Origin of the sequence: Pseudomonas nitroreducens (assembly GCF_024170165.1) — a bacterium.
Taxonomy (GTDB): Bacteria; Pseudomonadota; Gammaproteobacteria; order Pseudomonadales; family Pseudomonadaceae; genus Pseudomonas; species Pseudomonas nitroreducens_C.
The window spans coordinates 154,187-166,622 of record NZ_JALJXP010000006.1 but is presented as its reverse complement, the minus strand read 5'-3'; the positions used below and the strand labels follow the sequence as shown (position 1 = coordinate 166,622).

The window sequence follows — 12,436 nt, the reverse complement described above, 5'->3', positions numbered from 1 at the left end:
AAAATCGCGAGGATTCCCCCATGGCCAGCCAACACAGCGCCAGCACTGCGCCTACACCAAAGAACGCTCAACAAAGCACCCAACAGGGCACCGACGCCCGCCTGAAACGCGTCCTGGGCCTGCCCGCCCTGGTCTTCTTCGGCCTGGTCTACATGGTCCCGCTGACCATGTTCACCACCTACGGCGTGGTCACTGAAATGACCGGCGGCCGTACCGCCACCGCCTACCTGATCACCCTGCTGGCGATGCTGTTCACCGCAGCTTCCTACAGCTTCATGGTGCGCAAGTACCCGATTTCCGGCTCCGCGTACTCCTACACCAGCCTGAGCTTCGGCCCGGTGGTCGGCTTCCTGTCCGGCTGGTCGCTGCTGCTCGACTACCTGTTCCTGCCGATGATCAACTACCTGCTCATCGGCCTGTTCATGAACATCGCCTTCCCGGAAATCCCGGCGTGGATGTTCGTGGTCGCCTCCATCGCCCTGGTCACCGTGCTCAACGTGGTCGGCATCAGCCAGGTCGCCGGCATGAGCAACGTCATCGTCGGCGCGCAGCTGGTGTTCATCGTGGTGTTCGTGGTCATGTCGATCAAGAGCCTGGCCGGTGGCGCCGCCATCGACTTCAGCCTGCCCTTCGTCGGTGACGGCACCCAGCCCGGCTTCGCCCCGCTGATGGCCGGCGCTGCGGTGCTGTGCCTGTCGTTCCTGGGCTTCGACGCGGTCTCGACCATGGCCGAGGAAACCCGCGACGCCCGCCGCGACATCCCCCGCGCGATCATCATCACCACCGTCATCGCCGGCCTGATGTTCACCCTGCTGGCAATCATCAGCCAGCTGGTATTCCCCGGCAGCGTGTTCCAGAACGCCGACTCGGCGGCCAACGAAGTGATGCTCAAGGCCGGCGGCCAGTTCCTCGGCAACTTCTTCACCTCCGCCTACATCGCCGGCTGCATCGGCTCGGCGCTGGCGTCCCAGGCCTCGGTGTCGCGCATCATCTTCACCATGGGCCGTGACGGCATCCTGCCGCGCAGCCTGTTCGGCACCCTGCACGCACGCTTCCAGACCCCGGTCGTGGCGATCCTGGTGGTCTCCGCCGTGTCCCTGCTGGCGGTGGTGCTGGACCTGACCACCCTCGCCTCGATGATCAGCTTCGGCGCGCTGGTGGCCTTCTCCGTGGTCAACCTGGCGGTGATCCGCACCTACCTGGGCGTCGAGCGCCGTCGTGGTGCGAAGAACATCCTGGTGTACGGGGCTATCCCGTTCATCGGCCTGTGCCTGACCCTGTGGCTGTGGACCAGCCTCTCGCAGCTGACGCTGGTCGTCGGCCTGAGCTGGTTCGCGGTCGGCTTCGCTTATCTGGCGGTGCATACCGGCGGTTTCCGTCGCAAGGCACCGAGTGTGAATTTCGAGGAAAACGCCTGACGGCAGAGCTAACAAGAACCCAACGGGCGCCCGGAGGCGCCCTCAGGAGCGCGTGATGTTGACGATCTATACCGACGACCATCGCTTGCACCACGGTCAGCATGAGCTGATCGGCGGCCAGTTCACCCCCTGCTTCGAAAAGCCCAGCCGCGCCGACATGGTGCTGGACCGGGCCAAGGCGGTGAAACTGGGCGACATCCAGGCCCCGCGTGACTTCGGCCTGGAGCCCATCCTGAGGGTGCACAGCGAAGGCTTCGTGCGGTTTTTGCAGCACGCCTGGCGTGACTGGCTGGCCACCGGCCGGACCCATGACATGCTGCCGATCTGCTGGCCGACCCGCCGCCTGCGTCAGAAGGAGCCGGACAGCATCGACGGCCGCCTGGGCTACTACAGCCTGGACGCCGGCGCGCCGATCACCGCCGGCACCTGGCAGGCGGTGCTCAGCTCGGTGAACGTGGCAATGACCGGCCAGGCCGAACTGGCCAAGGGCGCGCGCTCGGTATTCTCCCTGTGCCGCCCGCCGGGTCACCACGCCTCGGCGGACTTCATGGGTGGTTACTGCTTCTTCAACAACGCGGCCATCGCCGCCCAGTCGATCCTCGACCAGGGCGCCAACCGCGTAGCCATCCTCGACGTCGACTACCACCACGGCAACGGCACCCAGGACATCTTCTACGACCGCGCCGACGTGCTGTTCACCTCGATCCACGGCGACCCGCGCTTCGAGTACCCCTACTTCCTCGGCTACGCCGACGAAAAGGGCCAGGGCGTGGGCGAAGGCTTCAACTTCAACTATCCGCTGGCCTCGGGCAGCGACTGGTCGGTGTGGAGCCTGGCGCTGCAGGCGGCGATCCGGCAGATCTCGGCGTACAAGCCGGACGTGCTGATCGTCTCCCTGGGTGTGGACACCTACAAGGAAGACCCGATCTCCCAGTTCAAGCTGGACAGCCCGGACTACCTGCGCATGGGCGAAGCCATCGGCAAGCTCGGCCTGCCGACGCTGTTCGTGATGGAGGGCGGCTACGCGGTGGAAGAGATCGGCATCAACGCGATCAACGTGCTGCAGGGTTTTGAAAGCATTGGGTGATGGGCTGGACAACCTGAAGGCACCCTCTCCCTGACCCTCTCCCTGAAGGGAGAGGGGACCGTTCAGCGCAGGAAGAAACCACAGTATCAGCCGGCACGAACTACTCCCTCTCCCTTCGGAGCGGGGCGCGCAGCCAGGGCGGGGGAGAGGGAACCACAGAGGCCTTCCAGCGAACCCTCAAGCACCAAAGAACAAAAAGCCGCACCGGAATTCCCGGCGCGGCTTTTTCATTGCAGCTGGATTACTGAAGGATTTCGACGCGATCCACGTCGATATCGGTGGCCTTCTGCTTGTGGTGGTCGACCTCACCGGTCAGGCGCACCTTGGTGTTCTCGGAGACCGAGGCACCGGCCGGCCAGTCGTCGTGGTCGATCTCGACCGGGATGCTGCCGGTGGCGTCCTTGAACTCGTAGTGCTCGCCGCCAATGCGCTTGGTGATCACACCTTCGAGCACCACCGGGGTGTCGTCGGCGGCGGACTGTGCCTGCTTGACCGTGGTGATCTGCGCGGCGGCGGCAGCGGGCTTGGCATCGCTGCCCGGGCCGGTGTAGCCGGCGGCCAGGGTCATGGTGGAGAACAGGCCAGCGGCAGCGATCAGGGGGAGATGACGAAGTTTCATGGAAGAGCCTCCTGCGGCGTTTTCGATGGGTTCAGCTTAGGGCCGGCGGCTGAAACCAGCCTGAATCCGGACTTAACCCAACCTTAAAGCCATCCGACCCGCACTCCCCCGCCCTGGATCAATCTGTCTTGGCCGCCTCGCGCTTGAACACGTAGAACAGGTCCGGCTCGCTGACCATGTAGATGGTGCCCTGCTCGTCGATGGCCACGCCCTCGGCACGCGGGATCTTCTGGTGCAGGCCGTTCAGCCCGCCGAGCAGGCTGATGAAGCTGACCGGCTCGCCCTTTTCGTCCAGCTCCAGCAACAGGTGCGACTCCGCCGACAGCACCAGGGTATGACCGGTGCGCGGGTCGATGCTCAGTGCCGAGACGTTGGTCATCAGCAGGTCGCTGGGCATTGGCTGCAGGGCGCCACTCAGGCTCGGCCCGCCATCGCTGGCCAGGCTGAACAGCGCCATCGGGTCACGCTCCTGGCCCAGCACCAGGCGATGCTGGCGCGGGTCCCAGGCGATGCCCTCGATGCCCTTGTTCTTCTTGCCGCGCGGCCCGAGGTCGAAGCTGGAGAGCTTCGCGGTGCTCAGCTCGCGGGTCTGCGGGTCGACGTGGAAGATGGTCAGGGAGTTCCGGCGCTCATCGGTCACGGCAATGTTGCCGTTCTCCAGCACCGCCACACCCTCGGGGTTCGACATGCCCAGCAGCGGGATCACCCGCAGCACGTCGCCGGTGAGCGACAGCTCGGCCAGCAGCGGCTTCTTGCCGGTAACGGTGAACAGCGTGCGGGTCACCGGGTTGTAGGCCAGATCGGAAGTCTCCTGCCCCTCGACGCCACCCTTGAGCGGCTTGGCCTGGATCACCGCCGTGTAGCCCGGCAGCCAGACGCTTTCCGAGCGCGCCTGGGCACTGGTGTCCTGCTCGCGCAACCAGAGGCGGGCGCGGTCATCCCAATGGAAGCGGGACGTCAGGTAGCCGAGCACGATGAGAACGAACACGAGGGCCAGCAGCAGCCAGCGAGGACGAAGAATGGACATGGTCATGACGACTCTTGTTGGTCTGCACGGCAAGGTGCCCCGCAACAAGCGAAGGCCGCACAAACGGCGGCCTTCGGCGGGACAACGGAGTTAAAGCACGCGGCTTTCGAAGCGGCTGGCGCCGGGAAGTTCCAGCACCACGTCACTGCCGCTCGTGAGCGGGCCGACGCCGACCGGAGTACCGGTGGACACCACGTCGCCCGGCTGCAGCGAGAAATGCCCGCAGATATGCTGGATCAGCGGCACGATGGGGTTGAGCATGTCGCGGCTGTTGCCGTCCTGGCGGACTTCGCCGTCGATCACCAGGCGGATGCCGATGTCGGTCGGGTCCGGGAAGTGGTCGGCGCTGACGAAGGGCGCCAGCACGAAGGCGCCGTCGAAGGACTTGGCCAGCTCCCAGGGCAGGCCCTTTTCCTTCAGCTTGGCCTGCACGTCACGCAGGGTCAGGTCCAGCGCCGGGGCGTAGCCGGAAATGGCGTCCAGCACTTCCTCGGTACTCGGCTTGCGCGACAGCGGTTTGCCGATCAGCACGGCGATTTCCGCCTCGTAGTGCACCGAACCACGATCTTCCGGAATGGCGAAGCCGCCGGCGTGGGAGACGGTGCAGGAACCGGGTTTGATGAACAGCAGCGGCTCGGTCGGTACCGGGTTGTTCAGCTCCTTGGCGTGCTCCGCGTAGTTGCGGCCGACGCAGACCACCTTGCCCAGGGTGAAATGGATCGGGGTGCCATCGACGTACTGATGCTGGTAACTCATGACCGACTCCTGAACGCATGGAAGAGATGATCCGCGCGGGGCTCGTGATCCCGTGCGGTTGCCCGCATCCTGCCGGCGCACGCGCCACTTCCTGTGACGCTGACGTGCGAAGGGCCGGCCCCTCTATCCAAAGAACCGGCCCTTCTGGATACAGCAGCTTATTCGGCGAAGATCTTGCCGGGGTTCATGATCCCGTTCGGGTCGAACACCGCCTTCACCGCCTTCATGTAGCCGATTTCAGCCTCGGAGCGAGAGTAACCCAGGTAATCGCGCTTGGTCATGCCCACGCCGTGCTCGGCCGAGATCGAGCCGTTGTACTTCTGCACGGTCTCGAACACCCACTTGTTGACGGTCGCGCACTTGGCGAAGAACTCGTCCTTGGTCAGGTTTTCGGGCTTGAGGATATTCAGATGCAGGTTGCCGTCGCCGATGTGGCCGAACCAGACGACTTCGAAGTCGGGGTAGTTGGCCGCGACGATGTCGTCGATGTCCTTGAGGAAGGCCGGAACCTTGCCGACGGTGACGGAGATGTCGTTCTTGTACGGCGTCCAGTGGGAGATGGTCTCGGAGATGTACTCGCGCAGCTTCCACAGGTTCTGCAGCTGCTGTTCGCTCTGGCTCATCACGCCGTCGAGGACCCAACCCTGCTCTACACAATGCTCGAAAGTCGCCAGCGCCTCGTTGGCCACTTCCTCGGTGCTCGCCTCGAATTCCAGCAGGGCATAGAACGGGCAGTCGGTCTCGAAGGCCGGCGGCACGTCGCCACGGGCCATGATCTTGGCCAGGGCCTTGTCGGAGAAGAACTCGAAGGCGGTCAGGTCCAGCTTGTTCTGGAAGGCGTGCAGCACCGGCATGATCGAATCGAAGTCCGGAGTACCGAGAACCATCGCGGTGAGGTTCTTCGGCTGGCGCTCCAGGCGCATGGTGGCCTCAACCACGAAGCCCAGGGTGCCTTCGGCGCCGATGAACAGCTGGCGCAGGTCGTAGCCGGTGGCGTTCTTGATCAGGTCCTTGTTCAGTTCCAGCAGGTCGCCCTTGCCGGTGACGACCTTCATGCCGGCCACCCAGTTGCGGGTCATGCCGTAGCGAATGACCTTGATACCGCCGGCATTGGTGCCGATGTTGCCGCCAATCTGGCTGGAACCGGACGATGCGAAGTCCACCGGGTAATACAGGCCGTGCTCTTCGGCGAAGGTCTGCAGCTGCTTGGTGATCACCCCCGGCTGGCAGACCACGGTGCGGTCGAATTCGTTGAATTCCAGCACCTTGTTCATGTAGTCGAAGGCCACGACCACTTCGCCATTGGCGGCGACAGCGGCGGCGGAGAGACCGGTACGGCCACCCGAGGGAACCAGCGCGACCTTGTGCTCATTGGCCCAACGGACGATGGCCTGGACCTGCTCGGTGCTCTTGGGGAAGGCGATCGCCAGGGGCGCCGGGGCGAAATGCTTGGTCCAATCCTTGCCATAGGTCTCGAGGGAATCGGCGTCTGTCAGCAGCTTCCCAGCATCCAGCAGGGGCTTGAGCGATTCGATCAGGGCGTCGCGGGTCATTGGAGGAACTCTCAAATGGTTCATGGTCGTCCTGAGAACAGCTCAGGTCGCAACCGGGCAAGGAAAAGGGAGAACATGCTAGCATACGCACCCCACGCAGATCGCCACCTGGCGCCAAGCTTGGCACCGGCCGGTCCGGCCTGAGCTGTTCAATTTCTCGCCACACTCCGGGACTACAGGTTCAAAGCAGATGAGCAAGACTTCTCTCGACAAGAGCAAGATCAAATTCCTTCTCCTTGAAGGCGTGCACCAGAACGCCGTCGACACCCTCAAGGCGGCCGGCTACTCCAACATCGAGTACCTCAAGACCGCACTGTCCGGTGACGAGCTGAAGGAAAAGATTGCCGATGCCCACTTCATCGGTATCCGCTCCCGCACCCAGCTGACCGAAGAAGTCTTCGACGCTGCCAAGAAGCTGATCGCCGTCGGCTGCTTCTGCATCGGCACCAACCAGGTCAACCTGAACGCGGCCCGCGAGCGCGGCATCGCCGTGTTCAACGCGCCCTACTCCAACACCCGTTCGGTCGCCGAACTGGTGCTGGCCGAGGCCATCCTGCTGCTGCGCGGCATTCCGGAGAAGAACGCCTCCTGCCACCGCGGCGGCTGGATCAAGTCCGCGGCCAACTCCTTCGAGATCCGCGGCAAGAAGCTGGGCATCGTCGGCTACGGCTCGATCGGCACCCAGCTCTCGGTCCTGGCCGAAGCACTGGGCATGCAGGTGTTCTTCTACGACACCGTGACCAAGCTGCCGCTGGGTAACGCCCAGCAGGTCGGCAACCTGCACGAGCTGCTCGGCATGTCCGACATCGTCTCGCTGCACGTACCGGAACTGCCGTCCACCCAGTGGATGATCGGCGAGAAGGAAATCCGCGCCATCAAGAAAGGCGGCATCCTGATCAACGCCGCCCGTGGCACCGTGGTCGAACTGGACCACCTGGCCGCCGCGATCAAGGACGAGCACCTGATCGGCGCCGCCATCGACGTGTTCCCGGTCGAGCCCAAGTCCAACGACGACGAGTTCGAAAGCCCGCTGCGCGGCCTGGATCGCGTGATCCTGACCCCGCACATCGGCGGCTCCACCGCCGAAGCCCAGGCCAACATCGGCCTGGAAGTGGCCGAGAAGCTGGTCAAGTACAGCGACAACGGTACCTCGGTTTCTTCCGTCAACTTCCCGGAAGTGGCCCTGCCGTCGCACCCGGGCAAGCACCGCCTGCTGCACATTCACGAAAACATTCCGGGTGTGATGAGCGAGATCAACAAGGTGTTCGCCGACAACGGCATCAACATCTCCGGCCAGTACCTGCAGACCAACGACAAGGTCGGCTACGTGGTGATCGACGTCGACGCCGAGTACTCGGACCTGGCGCTGGAGAAGCTGCAGCACGTGAACGGCACCATCCGCAGCCGCGTTCTGTTCTAAGCGCTGCCCGGTGGCAAGAAAAAAGGAGGCTTCGGCCTCCTTTTTTCATGCCTGGGGAAAGATCACTTCACGTTGACGGTGATCTTTTGCGACTCCACCGGCGGGTCGAACGGCACGTGGTTCTTGTCGCCCACCAGCAACTGCAGGGTGTGCTTGCCCGGCGGCAGGGTCACCTGGGTCTCGGTCTGGCCCTTGCCGAAGTGCTTGATCTGGTCGGTCATCGGCAGCGGCATGTTCATCGCCGGCTGCTCCTTAAGGTCGATCAGCAGGTGGTGGTGGCCGGTGGCCGGCGCATCCACGCCCGCTGGCGCGACCCCCATGCCCTTGAGGCCGAATTTGACGGTGAAGGTCTTGTCCACCGTGGCCCCGTCGGCCGGCTCGATGAAGTACACCTTGGCGCCTTCCGGGGCCGGGGTGCGCGGGATTTCCGCGGCGATGGCGGAAGTACCGGCAAGCAGCGCGACAAGGCCGAGGCAAGGCAGCATGGTTCTCATGTTCTTCTCCTTCTACATGGAAATCGAAAAGGCGAAGGTCCCGCTCAGGCCGGCCCCGCTTTTCCGCATGGAACGGACAAGCATAGGCGCCAGGGCGTCAGGCTCAAGGGAAATAGTGCGTCTTCGAGTGTCGGCGGCCGCTCTAGCCTCCGGCTTCCAGCCCGGCCAGACAGACAGCGGCGGCGTCCAGCTCTTCCTCACTGAACACCAGCACGCCCATGCGTTTGAGGGCAGCAGCGGTGACGCCTTCGCCGGCAACCTTCTGGCCGCTGAAGCTGCCATCGTAGTTCTCGCGGTTGCCGCAGGAAGGGCTGCGCGCCTTGAGCACCGCCAGGCGGATGTCGTGACGGCGCACCAGCGCCATGGCTTCCTCGGCACCGAGCAGGAAGGCGTCGCTGACGTCCTCGCCTTCCACCGTCATCACCGGGCGGGCGCGCTCCAGCACCGCCATGCCCTGGCCGCCAGGGATCTCCGCCGGGGCGCGGGGCGTCGGCAGGCCGCCGGCGACCTCCGGACACAGCGCCACCACCCGCCCCTGGTCCAGCCAGCGCGAGAGCAGGTCGAACGGCCCGTGCGCGCCGCCGTCGTAGCGGACGCGATGGCCAAGCAGGCAGCGGCTGACGAGAACCTTCTGCATAGGCGAATCACTCCCTTTTGGAAGGGGACAGACTAGCCGCTCGCCGTTTGCCGGTCACGCCGGGTAACGCAACTTCCATCGGCGCGTCTGTCGCAACAGGTTTCCGACCCGCCGAAAGTCGGGTCCTTGAGCGGCGCGCCGGTCGTCGGCAGCCAGCGGTGCCGGCCCCGAGCACAACCTTCGACGGGAACAGCCGTCCGGCACTGGCTGCCCGGCAGGCCGCCACCCAGACTCGCGCATCGGCCAATCGCCATGGAGCCCTCGTCATGCCTCGTCTCTTGCTCTGCACCGCCACCTTCGCCGCACTGTCCTATCTGCCGCTGGCCTTCGCCGAACTCCAGGCGCTGGACAACGAGCACCTGGGCGCCGTCACCGGCCAGGACGGCATCAGCATCCGCGCCGACGTGCTGGCACACATGGACAGCGTGGCGTGGAGGGATGACGGCGGCAGTGTCTCGCTGCGCAACGTATTCATCGACAACGGTTGCGTAAGTGCCGGCGACTGCCCCGACGGGCGTGGCGGCAGCCTGCCCTACGGGCCTGCGCAGCTGGGCCTGAGCCTGCCGATCTTCGGCATCGAGCAGCCGACTCTGCAGGTGGACGTGGTGCAGGGCGCCGGCGGCCAGCAGCAACTGGCACTCACCCTGCCCGACCTGACCACCATCAACCAGCAGCTCAACGCCAGCGGGCTGCCGTCGCAGACCATCCGCCTGCGCGTGGCCGGCGACCTCTACGTGGGCGGCGGCAAGCTGGGAAGTATCGAAGTGCGCGACATCCAGGACATCAGCGGCACCCTGAAGATCTGGGGCCACTGACCCCTTCGGGGTTCAGCGCAGGGCGTCGCCACGGCGGCGGAACCAGCCGGTGAGAGACAGGCGCTCATGGGTGGCCGGCAGTACCTCATGGGGGAACTCGGCGGAGAGGAACACCACCAGCCGGCCAGCCAGCGGCGGCAGATCCAGCGTCCGTTCGTCGGGCAGGTACATCCGCAATTCGCCGCCCTGCGCTACCGGCCAGTCGCGGTTGAGGTAGAACACCACGGAGAGGGTGCGACGATCATCATCGCGAAAGCGGTCCAGGTGCTTCTGGTAGAACGCCCCCGGCGGATAAAGCGCGAAATGCCCTTCGAAGTCCTCCAGCCCCAGGTACAGCGAGCGATTGATCTGCTGGCGCAGCGCGTCCAGCGCACCCAGGTAGAGGTCGCAGGCCTCGGACTGGCCGGGCTCGAGCCACTGGATGCGGTCGCCGCGAACCCCTTCGCGCACGGCCTGCCCGTCACCCCGGCCGATGGCGGCGGCAGCCAGCTTGCCGGCCGCGTCGCGGGCACGGCATTCCGTCGCCAGCTGGGCGATCAGGGCGTCGGGAAGGAAGGCGTCCTGCTGCGACCAGCCCTTGTCGGCGAGGTCATCCACAATGCGACGCAGGACGGGAGAATCGGCGTCGAAATACATCGCGCATTGTAACGTCCGGCGCCAGTGTCTCGACAAGCGGGGCAAGCCTTGCCGACAATAGCCCCCGGCGAGTGAACCCTGCCGCCCAAAAGGAGTTGCAATGCGCGTACTGCTGGCCCTCACCCTTCTTGTACTGGGCATGCCTGCCCTGGCCGACAACTACCAGCGCCTGTACCAGGCCGCCGGCTGGCCGGAACAGCGAGCGCACTTCAATGACGCCCTGCACGCCGCGCAGAAGCGCTACCAGGGCAACCTGCCGCCGGCGCTGTACCAGACGCTGGTGGACAACAGCAACCAGCGCTTCGCCCCCGCCGACATCGATCAGCGCGCCCTCAACGGCCTGCGCCAGAACCTGCCGGACAGCACCGCGGCGGTGAACTTCTTCGAATCCCCACTGGGCCGCAAGGTCGCCGGCGCCGAGACCCTGGCCACCCGCAGCGACCAGCTGCAGAAATACGCCAACGGCCTGCCGCGCCAGCAGGCCAGCAATGAGCGCCAGCAGATCGTCCACCGCCTGAGCCAGATTCTGCCGGCCCGCGAGGCAGGCGCCGAAGTCAGCCTGGCGCTCGCCAGCGTGGCGGCCGACAGCCTCAGCCAGATGCTCCCCGGCCTGCTCGGCGGCGGCACCACCCAGGGCATGCTCGAAGGCCAGCGGCAGAAGCTGATGAGCCAGATCGGCGCCGATCTCGACAATACCCTGCTGTACGTCTATCGCGGCCTGAGCGATGCCGAGCTGGGCCAGTTCGCCGACTTCAGCGAATCACCGGCAGGGCGCAATTACTATCGTGCCGCCCTGGCGGCCCTCAAGGCGGGTTTGGCGGCGCCTGCCGGGGGCGAGTGACCAGAATTTTCTGACACTGCTTGCGGACCACTCCGAGGAACGTCCCCCCTAGAATGGCACCCGCTGTACAGAGGGTGGCGCCTGAGGATCATGGCGCAAGGAGTGAAGGACACACCCTCGACTACAGCGGCTCCCGCTTTCGCGCCATCCCCGCTACGCCATCCGCTCGCTGAGAAAATCGAAGTAACGCCTGCGCAACGTCTCGCTCTCGTTCGCCAGGTGATGCCGCGCGCCAGTGAGCAGCAGGCATTCGATCTTCTCGAACTTGTCTTCCAGCACCTTCAGGTTGTAGCGCCAGTCCACTGTCTCGTCGGCGTCGCCCTGCACCACCAGCAGGCTCTGCGCGCCGTGGCCAGCCGCCTCGATGCGCGGAATCCAGCGCGCCAGCGCACCAACCCAGGCCGTGGGCAGGATCTTCGGCTGCAGCGGATCACGGTCGCGCAGGAAGGAAAGGAATTCGGCGTCGTTGGAGTTCTCGCTGAAGCGCCGCGGGATCGAGTCCACGAAGGGCCGCAGCATCTGGTAGCTGAACTTCGACCAGCCCCAGGCTCGCGGTCGCACCAGCGGCGCCAGCAGGATGGTGCGACCCAGCTCCGGGCGTGGAGCGCCGGTGAGCAGGTAGTCCAGCAGGATCGCCCCGCCGGTGCTCTGCCCACAGAGATGCCAGGGTTGCGGCAGGTCCAGCGCCTGGGCCTGGCCCAACAGCGCACCCAACACCACCTGGTATTCGGCGAAGTCGCCGATGCTGGCGGCAGCCCCGCCCGACAGGCCGTGCCCCGGCAGATCGCAGGCCAGCACCGCGAAGCCCATGCCCAGCGCCCAGTCGATCACGTGGCGGTACAGGCCCATGTGGTCATAGTAACCGTGCAGCAGCACCACGGTGCCGCGCGCCAGCACCGGTCGCCAGTACTGTGCGGCGATCTGGTAGCCACCAGCCTCGAAGGTCCCCAGCCGACTCTGCAGGCCCGGATGGCGGACGTGCAGGTCCAGGCCGTAGAAGTGCTGGTACAGCGCGATGCCGACCTCGTTCGCCTCTGCGGTCAGAGGTCGCAGCAGGCTGCGCAGCAGATCGGGCTGGAAGGCTTCAGGCATGGGCATTTCGCTTCTGGCAGGCGGGTGGACAAGAGCGCGTG

The 12,436-nt window shown here is 65.4% G+C and carries 13 protein-coding genes; 5 read left to right on the top strand and 8 right to left on the bottom strand.

Features of this window, described 5'->3' with window-relative positions; genetic code table 11:
* Positions 1-20: 20 nt before the first annotated feature.
* Both J2T47_RS14055 and J2T47_RS14050 read left to right on the top strand, forming a co-directional pair.
* Entirely contained in the window at positions 21-1,418 is a 1,398-nt protein-coding gene (locus J2T47_RS14055) for an APC family permease (RefSeq protein WP_253447671.1), read from the top strand.
* 55 nt (positions 1,419-1,473) lie between these two features.
* Entirely contained in the window at positions 1,474-2,505 is a 1,032-nt protein-coding gene (locus J2T47_RS14050; protein ID WP_017520827.1) for a histone deacetylase family protein, read from the top strand.
* Positions 2,506-2,746: 241 nt separating this feature from the next.
* Here J2T47_RS14050 and J2T47_RS14045 read toward each other — a convergent pair whose 3' ends face one another.
* The 4 genes from J2T47_RS14045 to J2T47_RS14030 all read right to left on the bottom strand — a co-directional run bounded on the left by J2T47_RS14045 (position 2,747) and on the right by J2T47_RS14030 (position 6,460).
* Positions 2,747-3,124 carry a NirD/YgiW/YdeI family stress tolerance protein gene (locus J2T47_RS14045; protein WP_253447668.1) on the bottom strand — a complete coding sequence of 126 codons (378 nt, stop codon included), beginning with the start codon at positions 3,122-3,124 and terminating at the stop codon, positions 2,747-2,749.
* 118 nt (positions 3,125-3,242) lie between these two features.
* Entirely contained in the window at positions 3,243-4,157 is a 915-nt protein-coding gene (locus J2T47_RS14040) for an SdiA-regulated domain-containing protein (protein ID WP_253447665.1), read from the bottom strand.
* Between the two features lie 84 nt (positions 4,158-4,241).
* Complete coding sequence (locus tag J2T47_RS14035) at positions 4,242-4,907, bottom strand: fumarylacetoacetate hydrolase family protein (RefSeq protein WP_253447662.1); 666 nt, start codon at positions 4,905-4,907, stop codon at positions 4,242-4,244.
* A gap of 158 nt (positions 4,908-5,065) precedes the next feature.
* Positions 5,066-6,460, bottom strand: coding sequence for an FAD-binding oxidoreductase (locus J2T47_RS14030; protein ID WP_138213750.1), 1,395 nt, complete (start codon positions 6,458-6,460; stop codon positions 5,066-5,068).
* 190 nt (positions 6,461-6,650) lie between these two features.
* Between J2T47_RS14030 and serA the strand changes: the two genes are divergently transcribed.
* Positions 6,651-7,880, top strand: coding sequence for a phosphoglycerate dehydrogenase (gene serA, locus J2T47_RS14025; protein ID WP_081515253.1), 1,230 nt, complete (start codon positions 6,651-6,653; stop codon positions 7,878-7,880).
* 62 nt (positions 7,881-7,942) lie between these two features.
* Here serA and J2T47_RS14020 read toward each other — a convergent pair whose 3' ends face one another.
* Positions 7,943-8,374, bottom strand: coding sequence for a DUF4399 domain-containing protein (locus J2T47_RS14020; protein WP_253447659.1), 432 nt, complete (start codon positions 8,372-8,374; stop codon positions 7,943-7,945).
* A 142-nt stretch (positions 8,375-8,516) separates the two neighbouring features.
* Positions 8,517-9,011 carry a DUF523 domain-containing protein gene (locus J2T47_RS14015; protein ID WP_045215561.1) on the bottom strand — a complete coding sequence of 165 codons (495 nt, stop codon included), beginning with the start codon at positions 9,009-9,011 and terminating at the stop codon, positions 8,517-8,519.
* A 266-nt stretch (positions 9,012-9,277) separates the two neighbouring features.
* On the opposite strand from J2T47_RS14015, the gene J2T47_RS14010 reads away from it, so the two are divergent.
* A complete protein-coding gene (locus J2T47_RS14010) occupies positions 9,278-9,826 on the top strand; it encodes a DUF6160 family protein (protein ID WP_253447656.1) in 549 nt (182 codons plus the stop codon).
* 12 nt (positions 9,827-9,838) lie between these two features.
* Here J2T47_RS14010 and J2T47_RS14005 read toward each other — a convergent pair whose 3' ends face one another.
* Positions 9,839-10,462: a 2OG-Fe(II) oxygenase gene (locus J2T47_RS14005; protein WP_253447653.1), complete on the bottom strand. Its 624-nt coding sequence runs from the start codon at positions 10,460-10,462 to the stop codon at positions 9,839-9,841.
* A gap of 100 nt (positions 10,463-10,562) precedes the next feature.
* Here J2T47_RS14005 and J2T47_RS14000 point away from each other — a divergent pair, with 100 nt between their 5' ends.
* Positions 10,563-11,303 (top strand): hypothetical protein, encoded by a 741-nt coding sequence (locus J2T47_RS14000; protein ID WP_253447649.1) that lies wholly within the window; start codon positions 10,563-10,565, stop codon positions 11,301-11,303.
* Between the two features lie 153 nt (positions 11,304-11,456).
* Here J2T47_RS14000 and J2T47_RS13995 read toward each other — a convergent pair whose 3' ends face one another.
* Positions 11,457-12,395, bottom strand: coding sequence for an alpha/beta hydrolase (locus tag J2T47_RS13995; protein ID WP_253447646.1), 939 nt, complete (start codon positions 12,393-12,395; stop codon positions 11,457-11,459).
* Positions 12,396-12,436: the final 41 nt, after the last annotated feature.